The sequence below is a fragment of the Herbiconiux sp. VKM Ac-2851 genome (genome assembly GCF_013205105.1).
GTDB classification, from domain to species: domain Bacteria; phylum Actinomycetota; class Actinomycetes; order Actinomycetales; family Microbacteriaceae; genus Herbiconiux; species Herbiconiux flava.
This window is the reverse complement of the sequence record NZ_JABMLJ010000004.1, coordinates 262,349-281,029: the sequence shown is the minus strand read 5'-3', so window position 1 is coordinate 281,029 and position 18,681 is coordinate 262,349. Positions and strand designations below refer to the sequence as shown.

Genomic DNA, 18,681 nt, shown 5'->3' with positions numbered 1-18,681 from the left:
TCGGAAGCTTCCCTAGAAAGCGCTTTCCGCAACTGTAACGGAGCACCCGGCGTCGGTCAACACGGAACGGAAAAACGTTTCAAGACCCCGACCTCGCTAGCTGCGGTGGCCCGACGCCTTCAGCTTCGCGGCCAGCGCTGCCGCACCCGCACCCGCCGTCGCGAGGCCGCCGGCGATCGCGGCGACCGGGCCCACGTCGAGGCCGGTGGCGGCGAGGGCACCGTTGGCGCCACCGCTTCCCGGGGCGGGCGCCGGCACCGGCGCGGGCACCGGAGGGAGCGGAGGGACGGGGGGCGCCGGGGGTGCCGGAGGCGTGGGCGTGTGGGCGAAGACCTGATCGAGCCAGGCGTAGACGACCTCGTTGCGCACCTGCGGGGCCATCGGGGCGCAGTGGAACTGCGCGCCCTCGGCTTCGCTGAAGAAGTGGGTGCCGACCGAGGCGGCCCCGGTCATCCAGCCCTTCACCGTCGCATCCTGACCGGTGAAGAAGGTGTCGTACTCGTAGCTGAGCAGCAGGGAATGCGCGGTGATCCTGCCGAACAGGGCTTCGTCACCGGTGTAGCTGCCGATGGCCGCCAGCAGGCCGATGATGTCCTGGATGACGACGCCCGAGAGCGCCTGCGCGTGGAATGCCTCCCCGAAGATCTCGCCGCGCTTGTTGAGCAGGAAGCGGAAGTAGGCCTGACTCATCACCGGAGGCTCGAGGCCGTAGGCCGGGAGGCTGCCGTAGTAGTAGCCCCAGTCCTCGTTGCTCGGCACCTGCTTCAGAGCTTCGTAGGGGGTCGTCGGGTCGTAGAACACCGGGTCGGCGACCACGGCCTTGATCCGGTGCTCATAGGCGGCCGCCCGCATGACGAGCAGGCCGCCGAAGCTCCACCCGGTCAGCGCGATCGCCTCGGGATCGGTCTCGGGCTGGACCAGCACGAAGTCGACCAGCGGGGTGATGACATCCTCCCAGTACGGGGTGAACGGGATGTCCTGCTCGAACAGCAGCGACCCCTGGCCTGGGCCCTCGAACATCAGCGCGTTGTAGCCGTGCTCCAGCGCGGCGGCCCCGCCGAAGGCGTAGGTGTCGACGAGTTGGGCATCGCTGCCGTTGTTGACGATCACGGTGGGCTTCGGCCCGTCGCCGGCCGCGCGGGCCCAGTAGGCGGGCACGGTGACGGTGCGGGCCACCGGGGCGCCCGTTGCGTCGGGGAAGCGCACGGTCATCGGGATCTCGACGCGCGTCCAGACCGGCTCGAGCAGGGCGGCGGCCTCCGCCCAGCAGCGCTGCATGGCCGCGTAGATCTCCGGTTCGCGGGTGGGGGTGTCGGTGCCGAGCACGAAGAAGAGAACCCCGGTGTAGTAGCCGGATGCGCGCAGGTACTTCGACCGGGCGCTGACGTACCGGCCCGCCGCCTTGTCGGCATCCGCCTCGCCCGCCAGCCGCGCGGCGAGCGCCTCGAAGGTCGCGTTGTAGGGCTCGTAGACCGGGACGGGCTGCCCGTCGAGGGCGGCCATCGCGGCGTTGACGTCGAAGACGCCGGCGGCGACCTCGCCGACCTCGGCCGCCCCGTACGCGGCCTCGCCGTAGTTGAACTGGGCCTGGAAGTTCAGGTCGGGCTGCTGCGGGAACGGGGTGAGACCCGAGATCTCCGTCGGGGCCGGCGCGACGGCGGCGGGCGCCGCTGCGCCGAACGCCCCGGCCTGCACGGCCGAAGCAGTGGTCACGGTCGTCCCGGCCGAGGCCGCGGTCGTCGCCTGCGACGCCAGCACCGCACCGCCACCGACGCCGAGCGCCGCCAGCCCGAGGAGGTTGCGGCGGCTCAGGCCCCCGGTCGTCGGCGCCCCGTCCGCCCCGGTCGTCTCGTTCGTCGTCGCGCGAACGCTCATCGTCTACCGCCCCATCGTGGTCGTCGCGCGCGCGGGATCCCGGCTCGCTGCAGGAATCCGGAACCGGCCCCGTGAAGAAATCTAGCGGGTCCCGACGGCGCGTGTCGGTGGTGTGCGGGAGGATCGGGAGACCGACCGGGAGGAGGGGGTGTGCCGCCGATCCTGCACGCCGACGCCGACTCGTTCTTCGCGTCGGTGGTGCTGCGCTCGCACCCCGCCCTGCGATCGGAGCCCCTGGCGGTGGTGGTGCACGGCTTCGTGGCCAGCTCGAACTATCCGGCGCGCGCCCGCGGTGTCACGGGCGGCATGCTGGTGACGGATGCGCTGCGGCGCTGCCCCGAGCTGGCCCTGTTCGACGTCCCGCAGGGCGAGGTGGAGGAGACCGCCGACGCGCTGTTCGACCTGTTCGCGGCGTCCGCCGCGGCGGTCGAGCCCGGCTCGATGGAGGAGGCGTTCCTCGAGGTCGGGGCACCCGACGACCGGGCGGCGGTGCGCGCGGCGACCGAGCTGCGCCGGCGCGCCTGGCAGGAGCTGCGCATCCCCGTGAGCGTGGGGGTGGGCCGCACGAAGCTGATGGCGAAGCTCGCCTCGCGGGCCGCGAAGCCCGACGGGCTGCACGTGATCGATGCGGAGACGGAGCGTGGGCTGCGGTCGACGCTGCCGGTCGCGAAGGTCTGGGGTGTGGGCCGGCAGACGCTCGAGCGGCTCGAGGCGCTCGGCGTGCGCCGGCTCGGCGACCTCGACGGGGTGCTGCCGGAGCGGCTGCTCGACGCCTGCGGCACGATGATGACGCGGCGGCTGCTCGGCATCCGCGACGGCGGCGACGATGCCACGGTGCGCCCGGTGTCGGGCCGCACCCTGCTCAGCTCGGAAGGGGCGATCGCGGGGTACGCGCGCCGCGACTGGACGGTGGACGAGCTGGTGGAGACGTGCATCCGCCGGGTGTGCAAACGGGCGATGCGGGCGGGGCTGGCGGCGACCGGGCTGACGATCGTGCTGCGCGGCGAGACCGCGGAGCTCGCGACGGTTCAGGCGACAGGGAGGGCGGTGGTGCTCGCGACGGTGAAGGCGGTGGTGCCGACTCCGACGCCGGCCGACGACCCGTCGCTCTGGATGCGGCTCGCCCGGGCAGAACTCGCCGCGCTGCCGGAGCACGCTGTCGCGGACGCCGGCTCGGTGAAGGCGAGCCTGACGGGGCTGCGGCCGCTGGCGGGCATCCCGCCCACCCTGTTCTGAGTCGCGCTCGTCGCCGGATGACGACGTGAGCCCGGCCGAGGGGACGGCCGGGCTCAGGATGGTTGCGCCCGGGGTGCGGTGACCCCGGGCGATCAGCCGCTACGCGCTGCGGCGGCGGCGCAGGGTCGCGGCGACGACCAGGATGCCGGCTCCGAGCACGAGGACGACCCCGGCACTCACGGCTACCATCACCGGCAGGCTGCCGGCTCCGGTCAGCGCCAGCGAGCCGCCGCCCGCGGAGTCATCGGGCCCTGATGGCCCGGACGGCGCGACCGGTGTCGCACTCGCCGTGTTCGACGGCAGCGGGGTCACGGGTACCACGGGCGTATTGCTCTCCGGCGGGTTGGTGACGGGCGGATTGGTCACCGGAGGATTCGTCACCGGCGGATTCGTCACCGGCGGATTGGTCACCGGCGGATTCGTCACCGGTGGATTGGTCACCGGCGGATTCGTGACAGGCGGATTGGTCACCGGAGGATTCGTCACCGGCGGATTGGTGACCGGCGGGTTCGTGACAGGCGGATTGGTCACCGGCGGGTTCGTCACGGGCGGATTGGTCACCGGCGGGTTCGTCACGGGCGGATTGGTCACCGGCGGATTCGTGACAGGCGGATTCGTCACCGGCGGATTCGTCACCGGCGGATTCGTCACCGGCGGATTCGTCACCGGCGGGTTGGTAACCGGGGGATTCGTCACCGGCGGATTGGTCACCGGCGGGTTCGTGACAGGCGGATTGGTCACCGGCGGGTTCGTCACGGGCGGATTGGTCACCGGCGGATTGGTCACCGGCGGGTTCGTCACCGGCGGATTCGTCACCGGCGGATTCGTCACCGGCGGATTCGTCACCGGCGGGTTCGACGTCGGCGGATTCGACGTCGGGGTCGCCGTGTCGCAGTCGCTGCGGGTGAAGACCGTGTTGATCAGCGTCACCGCGCCGGTACGGGCGAGCGCCCGGCCGTCGATCGTGGTGCCCGACTGGGTGCCGATCGACACGAGTGCCATGATGTTCCCGACGAAGACGGTGCTCGTGCCCAGCGTGGCCGAGCTCCCCACCTGCCAGAACACGTTGCAGGCCTGGGCCCCGTTGATCGGGACGACGCTCGACGCCGTCGCGGTCGTCAGGGTCGTCCCGATCTGGAAGATGAAGACCGCGCCCGGGTCGCCCTCCGCGTCGAGGGTCACCGGCCCGGTCAGCCCGACCGAGCTGCTCGTGGTGTACACGCCCGGTTTGAACGTCTGCCCGCCGAGCTCGCCGCCGACGTCCCCGTCGCTGGCCTGGCCGGCGGCCGATTCGTAGGCGATGCCGAGGTCGCTCTGCGCCTCGGCGGCTGCGGCGTCACCGGCGTGAGTCTGTCCGCCCACGAGGCCGGGCGGGAATCCGCTGATCGCCTCTTTCGGGCTGACACCCAGGCTGTCCGACAGCACGGACGGCCCGGTGTTGGTCACCGCCGAGGCGGCGAGCACCGAGTAGGCGCCGGCTGTGCCGAGATCCGGCTTCGTGGCCACGGCGCTGGCCGATTGAGCCCCGAGGACGGCGACCGACACCACCCCCGCCACGAGGACCACGCCGAGAACGGCCGACCTCCGGCTCGAGCCCGTAGTGGGCATAGACGGTCGGCGATGGACGTTGTGGCTTCGCATGAAGCCCCCCCAGAATCCCCGAATGCTCCGGGGCACGATTCACACGATGTGAGTGAGCTCGACACTAGCTCTGACCAGCGCTTTCTCTACCGGTTCAGGCGTGTTCTCAGGCGCAGACGGTGATATCAATCCGGCCCGTCCCGCCGCTACGAATAGCTTCAATCTGGGGTCACTCCGAAGCGGGCAGATCGCGGTCGGCCGCCGACCGATCGAGGACGTCGGAGTCAGGCTGGCGAGGGGGCGCTCTCGGGGTCGACGAAGCCGTACTCGAGGTACCACGTGACCTCGTCGATCGGCGTGCTGTCTCTGTCGCTCATCCTGAACCTCCCGGTGGGCCGTGCGTGCATCCGGTATTCGGAGCAGCCCGGCGCGCCGATGGGGGTGGGCCGGGGCGCTCGACCGTCGAGAAGTCGCCGGGAATCGAGCTCTACGCGCCGATGGTGAGCGTGAGGTCGACGACGTCGCCGAGCTCGACGCCCTCGCGGTCGCGCAGCGCCTTCTTCAGCGGCACCACGTAGAGGCCGTCCTTCGGCCAGAGCGCGGTCGGCAGCGTCGTGCGCCCGAGGCTCACAGTCACCGGGATCATGCCCCACCCGTAGCTGACCCCGGGCGCCAGCTCGGCGATCAGCTCGCTCGCCTCGGCGGGCACCGTCACGAAGTGGAACGGCGCCGGCCCGCGCCACCACCACACCTCGCCCCGCACCGCGATCTCCACCCCCTCACGATAGAGCGCGCGCAGCCCCGACGAGAAGGGTGCCGGCGCGGACGGTGAGCGGCGCCGCCTCGAGCCAGGTGATGCGGGAGGCGCGGGTGGAGGCGGCGTCGATCTCGGATCCCGTCCAGTGCGGATGGGTGAAGTAGTAGAGGGTGGCGGCGTCGCCCTCGACGACCACGTCACCGTGCCGGCCGACCGGCCCGGGACCGCCAGCACCAGCACCGGCACCGGCACCCGCACCGAGGAGCACCGCGTCGGGGCCGCCCTGGCGCGTCCAGGCGACGGCGTCGGCGGAGCGGTAGGCCGCGAATCCGCGCCACTCGTCCACGAGCATCCACCACCACCCGCCGAGCTCGAAGACGTTGGGGCCCTCGTGCGGGCGGCCGCCGATGGCCTCGCCCTCGACGCGCCACTCGTGCTCGTCGCCGAGGTCGGGGCTCGAGGCGACCCAAGTGGTCGAGTCGTGCGCCTCGTCCTTGTACCAGAGCCGCCAGAGGCCGTCGGGGCAGCGGGCGACGCAGGCGTCGATGACGCGGTTGGACGAGAGGGGCAGCGAGCGGATGCGCGTCCAGCGCTCCAGGTCGGGGCTCTGGTACTCGACGATGTGCCGCGCGTGCCCGTCCCAGCGATCGGGTACGCCCTCGATGAACGACAGGTACAGGCGGTAGCGGGTGCCGTCGTGGATGACCTCCGGGGCCCAGTGCGTGTTCGGCCCGGCCGTCGGGTCGACCTCCGTCACGGCACCGACGAGGGCGGGTGCGCCGAGGGTGAGCGCACCGACAGCCGGGTCGGGGCTCGGCACGGGCGCGCCGAGGGTGGGCGCGCCGACAGCCGGGTCGAGGCCCTCGACCACCCCCGCCGCGCGCCAGTGCCGACCGTCGTCGGAGCGCGCCACACCGATGCGCGAGCCGTGCACCCACGTCACCCCGGGGCCGGTGTCGGCCGGGCGGCGGCGGGTGTAGAACATCCACCACTCCCCCGTCTCGTGGTGGCGGATGACCGTCGGGTCGGCCGCCCCGTCGGTCACCGGGTCGCGGAACATCGGGGACGGCCATCCGCTCACAGGGCCCGGCGCACCGCTCATCGGCGCAGGTCGGTGACGGGGCTCTCGAGTGAGCGGAGGCGCGCCGGGTCGTCGCGCAGGGTCGCCGGCGTCACGGTGCGGCCGGTCGCCGCCGACGAGTACAGCGCCGTCACGATCTCGAGCGACCGCGCCGGAGCCGCGGCCACCGCCGGCAGCGGCGCGCCCGAGCGGAGCGCCTCGTAGACCTCCCGCACGAGCGGCACGTGCCCGCTCCCCTCCTCCACGGCCGGCAGCTCCCACTCCGGTCGCTGCTCGACCCCGGGCGCCGGCGTGATGCGCCAGTTCTCGTGGCCGTGCCCGTAGAGGTGGTCGACCGTGACCGTGGCGAGCTCGGTGTCGATGCGCACCGAGCTGACCTCGCGCGGCGACAGCGCGCTCGTGACCACCGACGCCACGACCCCGTTCGCGAACGTCAGCACGGCGGTCGAGACGTCCTCGGTCTCGGTCTCGCGCCCCAGCCGCCAGAGCTGCCCCGACACGCTCGCCCAGTCGCCGAGCAGGTGCGCGAGCAGGTCGATCTGATGGATGCCGTGACCCAGCGTCGGCCCGCCGCCCTCGCTCGCCCAGGTTCCGCGCCAGGGCACGTCGAAGTAGCTCTGCGGGCGGTACCAGAGGGTCTGGCAGGTGGCCACGAGGGGGCGGCCGAGCGCGCCGTCGGCGAGCAGGGCGCGCACATGCGCGGCGGCGGTGCCCGTGCGCTGCTGGAAGACGATCGCGAGCTGCCGTCCGGCCGCTGCCGCCGCATCCGTCATCGTCTTGAGCTCGGCGAGCGAGAGGGCGGCGGGCTTCTCGCAGACCACGTGCACCCCGGCGGCGAACGCGGCGAGGGCCTGCTCGGCGTGCACCGCGGGCGGCGTGCAGACGTGCAGCACGTCGAGGTCGAGGGCGAGCAGGGCGTCGAGGTCGGCGACCGGTTCGACGAGGGGTCCGGATGCGCGGCTCCACCGCTCGGCGAAGGCCCGCGCCCGCTCGGGGTCGAGGTCGGCGACGCCCACGAGCTCGGCACCGTCGACGGCGGCGAGGGCCTGGGCGTGCAGCTCGGAGATTCCGCCGGTGCCGACGATGCCGGCGCGGAGCGGGCGGGCGGGCTCGTCGCTGCCGCCGGCGGCGGGGATGGGGTGGGTCACGGGGACTCCTTCGTCGCGAGGGTGAGGGTGAGGGCGTGGGCGGCGAGGCGGGCGGCGCCCTCCGGGTCGAGGGCGCCGTCGGCGATGACGACGGCGTAGCGCGCGCGGAACTCGGCGCCGGCCGCGACCTCCCACTCCTCGTCGAAGAACGGGGCGGGGCAGAGCCCGGCGTACTCCTCGCTGCGCGCGAACCAGAGGGTCGGATGCCTCGGGTTGCCGGGCAGGTCGATCATCACGATCGTCGAGGAACGGGCATCCGGATGCTCGCCCACGAAGCCGAGCCACGGCGACCTCGTGCCGCGGAGCTCGTCGCCGCCGCTCGTCGCGCCGGGTGCGTTCGGTGCGGTGGGTGCGTTCGGTGTGGTGGGTGCGTTCGGCGCGGTGGGCGTGCTCGGGGCGAGGATGCGGCCGCCCGTGAAGGAGGCCGGGCCGCGCCAGAACAGGCCGCCGTAGCCGGCGTTCGGGCGGCCCTCGGTGGTGGGCGAGCCGAGGGTGACGGGTGCGGCGGTGCGGTTGGTCATGACCGTGTCGAACACGAGCAGCCAGGCGGTGTCGTCGATCGTCTCGGCGGTGAGGCGGCGGGTCTCGTCGAAGAGGGTCTCGCCGCCTTCGGTGAGCCAGTCGAGGCGTTCGGTGACGTGGGCGCGCGGTCCGCTGTCGAGGCGGTCGAAGGCGAGGTGGCGCTGGCGGCCGTTGTTCGGCAGCTGCACGTAGCCCTCGCCGCGGCGGAAGCTCGGGCCGCCCCAGAAGTTCTCGTCGCCGACGACGGGCAGCGACCAGGACAGTCCCTTGTGCCAGACGTGATCGGCGGGGCGGAGGTCGGTGACGACGTCGCCTCCGCGGGTGCGGAGCGGGGCGAAGTAGGGGCGCGGCGACTCGAGCTGCGGGTCGGCGGGCCGCATCACATACTCGGCGAGCACGACCGTTCCGCCCGCGGCGGGCGCGGTCGAGGCGGCGGCGGCGGTTGAAGCGGCGGCGGGCGCGCCCGCGGCAGCGGTCGAGGCGCGTGGCGCTGCAGCGACGGTCAGGAGGAGGCGGTCGGCGGCCTCGGTGATCGTGATGTCGGCCACCGCGTCTCCTGTCGTCGTCGGTCAGGTGTCGTCGCGCCCCCTGGAAAGCGCTATCCGCGTTCGAATGTACACGATCAACGGCGGAGCGGTACCGGTCGCCACCGGCCGGCGACCTCGACGACCGGCCACCGCGCATCGACCGTGAGGGGCTCGATGCCCGTGGCGGTGACGAGCACCGTGTCCTCCACCTTGGCACCCGGGACGCTCGGGTTCCAGGCGAACGCGTGGTTCGTCTGAACGACGTCCTCGACGTCGAACGAGGCACGGGGGTCGCGGCCGGCGTAGCCTGTGGGGCCGCCCTGATGGTGCCGCCGCCACTCCTCCGCGTCGAAGCCCACGCTCGCGTAGGCGGCGGCCCCCGCGGCGAACACCTCCCCCACCCTCGCGCCCGGCACGGTCGCGTCGAAGAACGCCGCCTCGACCTCGAGCACCCCCCGATCCGCCTCCCCGCCCGAACCCGCACGCGTCGCACCCGGCCCCGACCGCCGGCTGCGCGACGCCACGCCCGCCCTGGCGCGCCCGCCACTCCCGATGACTGCCGGCTCCCACTCCACCCACCGCGTCGCGTTCGCGATCAGCCCGTGCCGCCGCCCGCACACGACGAGCATCGCCCGCTCCCCCAGCGGCCCGTCGGTGGGCAGCGGATGCCGGTGCCGCACCCGCGCGGCCCCGCTCACCAGCACCACCACCGGGTCGATGCCCCGCACCACGAGGGCGCCCGCGAGCATCGCGGCCGCGTCCCGTTCGCTGCTCGCCGGCGTCACCGCCTCCGCCACGTCGGTCAGCACCTCCGCGACCTCGGCGCCCAGCCGCCGATACCGGCCCAGCTCGCCCGGCAGCAGCGACGCCCGCGCGGCCCGCAGCTCGCCGGCGACGTCACTCTCCCGCAACAGCCCGCGACCGGCGGCGCGCCCGGAAAGGCGGCCGGGAGCATGGCCGGCGGCGGGCACCAGCGGCTCGTGCCAGGGCACCCGTGTCACGAGGGCGGCGTCGTCGGGATGGAGCTCCTCCGCGAGCATCCGCTCGGCCTCGTTCTCGAACACCCGGATCTCGTCGCCACCCGGCCGCACCACCACCGCCGCAACCGGGTCGCCCATCAGCGACACGTGGGTGCGCGCGCCGTCGAGGTACCACGTGACGGCCGCGTGCGAGCTCAGCACCAGCCCCTCGGCGCCCTGCCCCTCGAGCAGCGCGAGCACCCGCTCCCGCTTCGCGGCGCGGTCGGCCGCGCATGCCAAGACGCTCACGCTCGCACCACCAGCTCACGCGTCACGGCCACGTCTGCCGCACTCGCCACGACGCTCACGCCGGCACCTCCCACTCACGCCACGCGGCGCGGTCGGCCGCGCGTGCCACGGCACTCACGCCGGCACCTCCGACTCGGCGAGGAGGGCCTCGCGCACGCCAGCCGGACGCCGGGCCCGTGACGGCGGCGCCGTGCTCGCGCGGTGCTCGAGGCGGGGGCGGAAGAGCAGCGCGTGCTCCGAGGGCTCCCCTGCGATCAGCGCCCGCAGCCGCGACCAGACCTGCGCGCCGAGCTCGCTCCGCGGCACCGACATGCTCGTCAGCGGCGGCGTCGCGTACCGTGCGAGCGGGACGTCGTCGAAGCCCGCGACCGAGACGTCCTCGGGGATGCGCAGCCCGAGCTCCACAAGCCGCGGCATCAGACCGAGCGCCACGAGGTCGTTGAAGGCGATGACCGCGGAGGCTCCGGCGCGCACCGCGGCGGCGACCGCCTCGCCGGAGCGGTGGCCGTCGTCCAGGCGGGATCCGCACGCGAGCGTGTCGACGCTCACCCCGGGGAGGGCGGTGACGGCGTCGCGGAGGCCGCGCATCCGCTCGGCCTGCGACGAGCTCGCGTCGGGGCCCGCGAGGAAGACCAGGCGCCGGTGACCCAGGGCGGCCAGGTGCTCGACGAGGTCGCGCATGCCGCGCGCGTAGTCGACGCCGACGGTGGGCACCGCGAGGTCGTCGAGACTGCGGTTGACGACGACGGCCGGCGCCAGCAGGGGGGCGAGGGCGCGCAGCTGGGCAGCGGGCATCCGTGGGGCGCAGAGCACGATGGCGTCGCAGCGGTGGCGGGCCTCGCGGGCGATCGCGGCCTCCTCGCCGGACTGCTCGGCGGTGTCGGCGACGAGCACCCGGTAGCCGTCGGCCGCGGCGGCGAGGCTGAGGCCCTTCAGGATGCCCTGGAACAGCGGATTCTCGAGGTCGGGCACCACCATGGCGACCGTGTCGTTGCGTCCGTGCACGAGGCTGCGGGCGGCGATGCTCGGGGTGTAGCGGAGGGCGGCGACGGCGTCGTGCACGCGGGTCGCGATGGCCGGGTCGACGTTCTGCTTGCCGTTCAGCACCCGCGAGACGGAAGCCTGCGAGACTCCGGCGCGCTGGGCGACGTCGGCGATGGTGGTGGCTCTGGTTCTGTCGGCCATCTCTCCTCCGTCTCGAGTCGCCGTCGTGCTCGGAAATCGCTTACTCACTGTAGCGGCGCGGTTGCCGCGGTGGCCAGTGCTCGCTTAGGCTCGGGTGAGAAAGCGGTTTCCCGAGCCGGCCGGTCACCATGCCAGGCGAGTCGATCGGGTCGAGCCGCCGCCTCACCGTCGAAGCAGGAGGAGCAGCGGATGCACGTGGTCGTCACCGGATCGTCGGGCCGCCTCGGCCGCAGCGTCGTCGCGGGCCTGCTCGCCCACGGCCACCGCGTGACCGGCCTCGACCGCGCCCCGGCCGAGCCACCCGCCGCATGCCCGGCGAGCGCCGCGCTCGACGCCTCGCGAACCGCCGCCGCACCCGACACCACCGCCCCGGCCGCCCCCACGCCCGACACCACCGCCCCGGCCGCCGCCGCACCCGACACCACCACCGCGGCGAGCGCGCAGCCCGCCCCCGCGCTCTACGCCGAGCACCACCTCGACCTCCGCGACGCCGAAGCCCTCGACGCCCTCTTCGCCGAGCTGCGCCCCGACGCCGTCGTGCACCTCGCCGCCATCGCGGTGCCGTTCAGCGCCCCCGAGCTCGAGATCCTCAGCACCAACACGACCCTCGCCTACACCGTCTGCGCCGCCGCCGACGGCGCCGGCATCGCCCGCACCCTGGTCGCCAGCAGCCCGACCGTGCTCGGCTACACCCTCCCCACCTGGCACCCCCGCACCCTCCCGCTCGACGAGAGCAGCCCGGTCGAACCGGCCCACGCCTACGCCCTGTCGAAGGCCGTCCTCGAAGAAGAGGTGCGGATGTTCGCCCGCACCTCCCCGCACGTCTTCGGCTCGTTCCGCCCCTGCTACGTCATCTCGCCCGAGGAGTGGGCCGGCGCCCCCACCCAGCAGGGACACACCGTGCTCGAACGGCTGCGCGACCCGGCCCTGGCCGCCGTGAGCCTGTTCAACTACGTCGACGCCCGCGACGCCGCGGACTTCGTCGACGTGTGGCTCCGCGCCGCCCCCGCCGCGATCGACGGCGAGTGCTTCTTCGTGGGCGCGTCCGACGCCCTCGCGGTCGAACCGGTCGCGTCCCTCTGGCGCGAGCACGCCCCGGCCCTCGGCGAGGCGGCCGACGCGCTCGGCCCGGGCGCCCCCGTCTTCTCCGTCGCCAAAGCAGAGCGGATGCTCGGCTGGCGCCCGAGGCGCACCTGGCGCACCGAGCTCCCGAACGCCCAGGCCGCCCTCGCCGCGCATCCGTCGACCACCGAAGCCCCCACCCCGGGCACCGAAGCCCCCACTCCGAGCACCGAAGCCCCCAGCCCGAGCACCGAAGAGAGAGCAGCGCGATAATGAGCGACGCCGACGCCCCCACCACCGCCGACACCGGCGCCGGCACGACGCCGGCAGCACCCGCACCCGCGCTCGCCTTCGACGGCGTGCTGTTCTTCCCCGTCACCCCGTTCGGCCCCGACGGCGGCATCGACCACGGGATGCTCGCCGAGCACGTCGCGAGCCGCCTGCCCTTCGGGCCCGGCGCGGTCTTCCCGGCGTGCGGCACGGGCGAGTTCCACGCCCTCGGCGCTCGCGAGGTCGAGGACGTCGTGCGCACCACCGTCGCCGCCGTCGCCGGGCGGGTGCCCGTGCTCTCGGGCGCCGGGGGACCCCTCGGCCACGCGATCGACAACGCACGGAGCGCCGAGGCCGCGGGAGCCGACGGCCTGCTGCTCCTGCCTCCCTACCTCGTCTCGGGCACCACCGAGGGTCTCGTCGCCTACGTCGAGGCGGTGCTCGCCGCGACCTCGCTGCCCGTCGTGCTCTACCACCGGGGCACCGCCCGCTACACGCCGGACGCCGTGCGGCGCCTGGCCGCGCATCCTCAGGTCATCGGCTTCAAGGACGGCACGGGCGACATCGGCGCGACCCAGGAGATCGTGCTGGCCGCCCGCGCCACCGGCCGCGAGCTGCAGTTCTTCAACGGGCTGCTGACAGCGGAGCTGACGCAGGGGGCGTTCCGCGGGATCGGCGTGCCGCTGTACTCGTCGGCGGCGTTCGCGATGATCCCCGAGCTGGCGGCGCTGCACTACGCCGCCTACACCGCGGGCGACGAGGAGACGCGACTGCGGTTGCTGGAGGAGTTCTACGTGCCGCTCGTGCGGCTGCGCGACGAGACGCCCGGGTTCGGGGTGTCGCTGATCAAGGCGGGGCTGCGCCTCCGGGGGCTGGCGGTCGGCTCGGTGCGGCCGCCGCTCGTCGACCCGACCGCCGAGCAGGAGGCGCGGCTGGCGGCCCTCCTCGACGCGGGCCTCGCTCTCGCGGCCGAGCTCGCCCCGGCCGGGGGTGCCACGACCGCCGCGGCTGCCCCCGTCGCCACCGCGTCCGCCGACACCCCGCGATGACCGCTCGCATCGAGAGCCTGGCCACGCGGCTCATCCGCGTGCCCCTGCAGCGGCCGTGGGGCCCCGGCGTGACCTCGATCTCGATCGTCGAGACCGTCGTGCGCGACACCGACGGCGCCCAGGGCTTCGGATTCTCGTGGACACCGTCCATCGGCGCCGAAGCCGCCCAGGCCCTCCTCGACAACGACATCGCCCGCTTCGCCGTCGGCCGCGACACCGACCCCGAGGCGCTCTGGCCCGAGCTCTGGGCGCACCTGCACGAGGCCGGATCCGGCGGGCTCACCACGATCGCCCTGGCCGGCCTCGACCTCGCGCTCTGGGACCTCGCGGGCCGCCGCGCCGGCCGCTCGCTCACCGCGCTGCTGCGCGACGCGCCCGGCGATGACGAACCTCCCATCGACCCCGAGGTCTACGGCAGCGGCGTCAACCTGCACTACCCGCTCGCCGAGCTCGTCGCCCAGGCCGAGCGCTGGGTCGCCGCGGGCTTCGGCGCCGTGAAGATGAAGGTCGGCAGCCCCGAGCTCGCCGACGACATCGCCCGGGTGCGCGCCGTGCGCGAGGTGATCGGCCCCGACCGCCGCCTGATGATCGACGCGAACCAGCGCTGGGACCTCGAGCGGGCCGTCCGCGCCCTCGACGCCCTCGCCGAGTTCGACCTCCGCTGGATCGAGGAGCCCCTCCGCGCCGACGACCTCCCCGCCCACGAGGCCCTCCGCGCCCGCACCGCGGTGCCCATCGCGCTGGGCGAGAACGTGCACACGCGCTACCGCGTCGAGGAGTTCCTGCGCGCCGGCGTCGTCGACGTGCTGCAGCCCAACGCGGTGCGGGTCGGCGGCGTGACCCCGTTCCGGCAGATCGCCGCCCTCGCCCGGACCCACGGCGTCGAGGTCGCCCCGCACCTCCTGCTCGAGCTCTCGGGCCAGCTCGCCGCCGCCTTCCCGCGCACCGCCTCCCGCCCCCTCGTCGAGGCGGTCGAGGACGCCGGCTTCGAACACCTCGGCATCCTCGCCGAGCCCTCCCCCGTCGTCGTCGACGGCGACCGGATGCACGTGACCGACCACCCAGGCCTCGGCCTCCGCTTCACCGCCGAACCCGCGACGACTTCCGCCTCCATCCCGCGAACGGACACCTTATGACCCCCACAGACGAACCCACCGCCGCCTCGGCCGCCGCGGCCGAGACCTCCCGCGCCGAGCTCGACGCGATTGCCGAGCGGGCCCGCCGCGCATCCGTCGCCCTCGTCACCACCCCGGCCGCCGACCGCGCCCGCTGGCTCCGCGCCGCCGCCGACGCCCTCGACGCCGCCGCCGACGAGCTGATCGAGCTCGCCGACCGCGAGACCGCCCTCGGCCGCCCCCGCCTGCCGGGCGAGCTCGACCGCACCACCGCGCAGCTGCGCCTGTTCGCCGACGCGATCGTCGAGGGCTCCTACCTCGAGGCCACGATCGACCACGCGAACCCCGCCGCGGTGCCGCCGCACGGCGACCTCCGCCGGATGCTCCGCCCCCTCGGCCCGGTGGGCGTCTTCGGCGCCTCGAACTTCCCCTTCGCCTTCTCGATCGCCGGAGGCGACACCGCGTCGGCACTGGCCGCCGGCTGCCCGGTGATCGTGAAGGCGCACCCCGCGCATCCGCTGCTCTCGCATCGCACGGCCGAGATCGTCGACGCCGCCCTCACCGCCGCCGGTGCACCCGAGGGCACGTTCGCGCTGATCGAGGGCCGGGACGCCGGCACCGCGCTCGTGACCCATCCGGCGGTGCAGGCGATCGGCTTCACCGGTTCGCTGCACGGCGGCCGCGCGCTGTTCGACCTGGCGGCGGCGCGCCCCGACCCGATCCCGTTCTACGGCGAGCTCAGCGCCCTCAACCCCGTGCTCATCACGGCCGCCGCGCTCGAGGCCCGCGCCACCGAGCTCGCCGAGGGCCTCGACGGGTCGTTCACGCTCGGCGCCGGCCAGTTCTGCACCAAACCGGGCGTCGTGCTCGTGCCCCGCGGCTCGGGGTTCGCCGACCGCGTGGCCGAAGTCGTGGGTGAAGGCGCCGGCGAAGGCCCCCGGATGCTCTCGGCCGCCATCGCCACAGGCTTCAGCGACGGTGTGCGGGCCCTCGCTGCCCACCCCTCGGTGCGGGTCGTCGCGGGCGGTGAAGCGGCGTCGGTGGCCGCGGCGGAGAGCGGCCGCGCATCCGTCGCCGTGTTCGAGACGACGGCCGCGACCGTGCTCGCCGACCCGGAGTCGCTGCTGGTCGAGTGCTTCGGGCCGGCCACGCTCGTGATCGAGTACGACGGCCGCGACGAGGCGCTCGCCCTGCTCGCCGCGATCGGCGGAAGCCTCACGGCGACCCTGCACGCCGAGTCCGGCGAACCGGTCGACGAGCTCGTGGCCGCGATGACCGCGATCGCCGGGCGCGTGCTGTTCGCCGGCTGGCCGACGGGGGTCGCGGTGACGTGGTCGCAGCAGCACGGCGGGCCGTGGCCGGCGACGACGTCTCTTCACACCTCAGTGGGGGTGACGGCGCTGCGGCGCTTCCTGCGTCCGGTCGCGTACCAGGACGCCCCCGACTCCCTGCTGCCGCCCGAGCTGCGCGAATCGAACCCGGTCGGCATCCCCCGCCGGGTCGACGGGATCCTGACGCTCCCCTGAGCTGGGCTGGTGGCGCCCGCGCCCGCGCTCGCGCCGGCGTCGGCCCGTCGGGCGTGGTCATCAGGTCGGGCTCGGCGCGCGTGCCGCCGGCACCTTCGGGTGGCGCCTTCCGCTTCGTCGCCCCCGCGCCTAGGGTGTCGGCATGGATGCGCGGCCGATCGACGTGGTGTTCTTCCACGGCGCCGGCGAGGGGGCCTTCGAGGCCGACTCGCTGCTCGCCGACAGCCTGGCCCGCCACCTCGGCGCCGGCTACTCGGTCACGATGCCCCGGCTGCCCACCGACGACGACTCGGGCGACAGCGGCTGGCTCCGGATGATCGGCGAGGCGATCGACGCGGCGCACCCGCCCGTGGTGCTCGTCGGCCACTCGGCGGGCGGCTACCTGCTGCTCAAGGCGCTGGCCTTGCGGGCCCCCACCGCCGTCGACCCTGGCGCACCCGGCGCCGTCGAGCCCCGCGCACCCGCCGCCGTCGAGCCCCGCGCAACCGCCACCGTCGCGCTCGTCGCCGTGATAGCGGCCCCCTACCCGGGCGGCGACCCCGACTGGACCTTCGACGGCTTCGACCTGCCCGCCGACCTCGCCGCGCGACTCCCGGCCGAAGCCCCGCTGCTGCTCTACGCGAGCGAGGACGACGAGGTCGTGCCCTTCGCCCACCGCGACCTCTACGCGGCGGCGCTCCCCCGCGCCGTCACCCGCACCACGACCGGCGGCCACCAGCTCGGCGCCGACTTGTCGCTCGTGGCGGCCGACATCCGCGAGCGGGTGCCGCGCAACCGGCCGCGCCACCCCTCCCCGGGCCGCACGCTCCGCTGACGCCCGCCCCGACGCAGCCCTCGGTGCTGACGACGCCGACGACGCCGACGACGCCGAGGGCTCCGCTGCGCCTCAGCCGCAGTACTCCTTGACGTCGACCGGGAGCGTGCTGACGTCGATGATGTTGATCGTGGCTTCGTCGACGCTGGTGAAGAAGATGAAGCTTGTTCCGTCGGTGAGACGGTAGCCGGGGCGGCCCTGGGTGTCGGTGTAGGGCTCGGCGTCGGGGTAGGCCGTGAGGAGCTCGTCGAAGCTCGAGCCGGCCACGATGCCCGCGTCGGTGTGCGGGCGGTCGTCGGGATCGACGCTCGGCTTCACGCCGGTGGACGCCGCGACCACGACCGACGGGTCGGAACCGTCACCGACCGCCACCACGGCGCTGTCGAAGAACGCGGCGACGCTCGGGCCGCAGGGCTGCTCGCCCGTCCCGACCTCGGCGAGCACGTCGGTCACGCTGCGGCCGAGCTTCACGGGGCCGATGCCCGAGTACGAGATCAGCCAGGTCGACGAGTCGGCGGTGTCGTACACGTCCTCGGCGGCCGGCGTCGGAGTGGGCGTCGGCGTGGCACTCGACGTGGGGGCGGGCGTCGTGGTCGGCGTCGCCGTCTGCCCAGTCGCGGGGCTCGGCGCGCTCGTCGCGGGAGTCGGGCCGGGCGCGGGGGTCGACCCGACGCAACCCGCCGCGCTGAGCGCGATCGCCCCCGCCACTGCCCCCGCCATCACGATCGCCGTGACCCTGCTGCCTGCCTTCATGGCGCTCCCCCCGGTGCTGTCATCCCTACCGTACACACGTCGAACAGAGCGCAGAGCGCGACGGCCCGCGCGGGCGCGCCGCCGCGCATCCGCTCACCCCGCCGGGGCGGGCGCCAGCACGTCGGCCAGGAACGCGAGCGTCTGGCCGATCGCCGCCGCGGTGTAACCCTCGGCGTGGTGGGTGCCCGGCACGAGCTGCAGCGTGCTCGCCACCCCGACGGCCGAGAGCGCCTGCTGCATCGCCTGCGGGTCGCGCACCGGCACGAACTCGTTCAGCGAGTTGGCGAGGTAGACCGGGCCGGCGGCCGCGGTCGCGTGACCCGTCGTGGAGGCCGACGCCAGCAGGGAGCGGTCGCCCCCGACCTCCTGCAGCACGGTGAACCGCAGGAACGCGTCGTCGGGCCCGGTCTGGTTGATGTCCGCGCTCTTCATCGCGTCGAGATCCTGCTGGGTGGGCTCGGCGATGGTGCCGTCGGTGGCCGCGACGATCGCCGCGAAGTCGAAGATGCCCGACCAGCTGACCGCCGGGCGCCCGGTCGCGAGCCCGGCCTCGACCGAGAGGTTGCCGCCCGCCGAGCCGCCGAAGAACGCGACCCGCCCGCGATCGAAGCGCTGCTCCGACGCCAGCAGCCAGCGGTACGCCGTCAGCACGTCGTCGCGGCTCGCCGGGAAGGTGTGCTGCGGCGCCTCTCGGTAGTCGGGCACCGCGACGAGGTAGCCGGCCTCCACCAGGGCCGCGGCGAGCGGTGGCTCCTTGGCCTTGTCACCGCGGAACCACCCGCCTCCGTGGATCAGCACGATCGCCGCCCGCTCGTCGTCGGCCGGCCCGTCGGTGTCGCGCTGGTAGAGGTCGAGCAGCAGCGGTGTGCCGCCTGCCTCGCCGTAGCTCACGTCGGTGGTCACGGTCATCGC

The 18,681-nt window shown here is 74.3% G+C and carries 16 protein-coding genes; 6 read left to right on the top strand and 10 right to left on the bottom strand.

Annotated features, from left to right (window positions below; translation table 11 throughout):
- Positions 1-96 precede the first annotated feature (96 nt).
- Complete coding sequence (locus HQQ85_RS19540; RefSeq protein WP_173184280.1) at positions 97-1,875, bottom strand: S9 family peptidase; 1,779 nt, start codon at positions 1,873-1,875, stop codon at positions 97-99.
- A 150-nt stretch (positions 1,876-2,025) separates the two neighbouring features.
- Here HQQ85_RS19540 and HQQ85_RS19535 point away from each other — a divergent pair, with 150 nt between their 5' ends.
- Entirely contained in the window at positions 2,026-3,111 is a 1,086-nt protein-coding gene (locus tag HQQ85_RS19535) for a DNA polymerase IV (protein ID WP_173184278.1), read from the top strand.
- 99 nt (positions 3,112-3,210) lie between these two features.
- Here the strand turns inward: HQQ85_RS19535 and HQQ85_RS20855 are convergent, their stop codons facing one another.
- From HQQ85_RS20855 to HQQ85_RS19490, 7 genes are all read right to left on the bottom strand, one after another.
- Positions 3,211-4,617: an ice-binding family protein gene (locus HQQ85_RS20855; RefSeq protein ID WP_371741972.1), complete on the bottom strand. Its 1,407-nt coding sequence runs from the start codon at positions 4,615-4,617 to the stop codon at positions 3,211-3,213.
- A gap of 562 nt (positions 4,618-5,179) precedes the next feature.
- Positions 5,180-5,467, bottom strand: coding sequence for a DUF1905 domain-containing protein (locus HQQ85_RS19515; RefSeq protein WP_173184276.1), 288 nt, complete (start codon positions 5,465-5,467; stop codon positions 5,180-5,182).
- Positions 5,468-5,471: 4 nt separating this feature from the next.
- Positions 5,472-6,509, bottom strand: coding sequence for a hypothetical protein (locus HQQ85_RS19510; protein ID WP_254069590.1), 1,038 nt, complete (start codon positions 6,507-6,509; stop codon positions 5,472-5,474).
- Between the two features lie 38 nt (positions 6,510-6,547).
- Positions 6,548-7,678, bottom strand: coding sequence for a Gfo/Idh/MocA family protein (locus tag HQQ85_RS21735; protein WP_216851937.1), 1,131 nt, complete (start codon positions 7,676-7,678; stop codon positions 6,548-6,550).
- Positions 7,675-8,748, bottom strand: a complete 1,074-nt coding sequence (locus HQQ85_RS19500; RefSeq protein ID WP_173184272.1) for a PmoA family protein — start codon at positions 8,746-8,748, stop codon at positions 7,675-7,677. Before HQQ85_RS19500 ends, HQQ85_RS21735 begins: the two co-directional genes overlap by 4 nt.
- Before the next feature lie 74 nt (positions 8,749-8,822).
- On the bottom strand, positions 8,823-9,995 hold the full coding sequence (locus tag HQQ85_RS19495; RefSeq protein ID WP_371741971.1) for a M24 family metallopeptidase: 1,173 nt from the start codon (positions 9,993-9,995) through the stop codon (positions 8,823-8,825).
- Between the two features lie 114 nt (positions 9,996-10,109).
- Positions 10,110-11,180, bottom strand: a complete 1,071-nt coding sequence (locus HQQ85_RS19490) for a LacI family DNA-binding transcriptional regulator (protein ID WP_173184270.1) — start codon at positions 11,178-11,180, stop codon at positions 10,110-10,112.
- Positions 11,181-11,369: 189 nt separating this feature from the next.
- Here HQQ85_RS19490 and HQQ85_RS20850 point away from each other — a divergent pair, with 189 nt between their 5' ends.
- The 5 genes from HQQ85_RS20850 to HQQ85_RS19465 all read left to right on the top strand — a co-directional run bounded on the left by HQQ85_RS20850 (position 11,370) and on the right by HQQ85_RS19465 (position 17,016).
- Positions 11,370-12,515, top strand: coding sequence for an NAD(P)-dependent oxidoreductase (locus tag HQQ85_RS20850; RefSeq protein WP_216851899.1), 1,146 nt, complete (start codon positions 11,370-11,372; stop codon positions 12,513-12,515).
- Complete coding sequence (locus HQQ85_RS19480; protein ID WP_173184268.1) at positions 12,515-13,561, top strand: 5-dehydro-4-deoxyglucarate dehydratase; 1,047 nt, start codon at positions 12,515-12,517, stop codon at positions 13,559-13,561. The genes HQQ85_RS20850 and HQQ85_RS19480 overlap by 1 nt, the downstream gene beginning before the upstream one ends.
- Positions 13,558-14,697: a mandelate racemase/muconate lactonizing enzyme family protein gene (locus HQQ85_RS19475; protein ID WP_173184266.1), complete on the top strand. Its 1,140-nt coding sequence runs from the start codon at positions 13,558-13,560 to the stop codon at positions 14,695-14,697. The genes HQQ85_RS19480 and HQQ85_RS19475 overlap by 4 nt, the downstream gene beginning before the upstream one ends.
- Complete coding sequence (locus HQQ85_RS19470) at positions 14,694-16,202, top strand: aldehyde dehydrogenase (NADP(+)) (protein WP_173184264.1); 1,509 nt, start codon at positions 14,694-14,696, stop codon at positions 16,200-16,202. The genes HQQ85_RS19475 and HQQ85_RS19470 overlap by 4 nt, the downstream gene beginning before the upstream one ends.
- Positions 16,203-16,344: 142 nt before the next feature.
- Complete coding sequence (locus tag HQQ85_RS19465; protein ID WP_173184262.1) at positions 16,345-17,016, top strand: alpha/beta fold hydrolase; 672 nt, start codon at positions 16,345-16,347, stop codon at positions 17,014-17,016.
- Between the two features lie 72 nt (positions 17,017-17,088).
- On the opposite strand, the gene HQQ85_RS19460 is transcribed toward HQQ85_RS19465, so the two are convergent.
- Together HQQ85_RS19460 and HQQ85_RS19455 are read right to left on the bottom strand one after the other, a co-directional pair.
- Entirely contained in the window at positions 17,089-17,769 is a 681-nt protein-coding gene (locus HQQ85_RS19460) for a hypothetical protein (RefSeq protein WP_173183988.1), read from the bottom strand.
- 93 nt (positions 17,770-17,862) lie between these two features.
- Positions 17,863-18,678, bottom strand: a complete 816-nt coding sequence (locus HQQ85_RS19455) for an alpha/beta hydrolase (RefSeq protein ID WP_173184260.1) — start codon at positions 18,676-18,678, stop codon at positions 17,863-17,865.
- Positions 18,679-18,681: the final 3 nt, after the last annotated feature.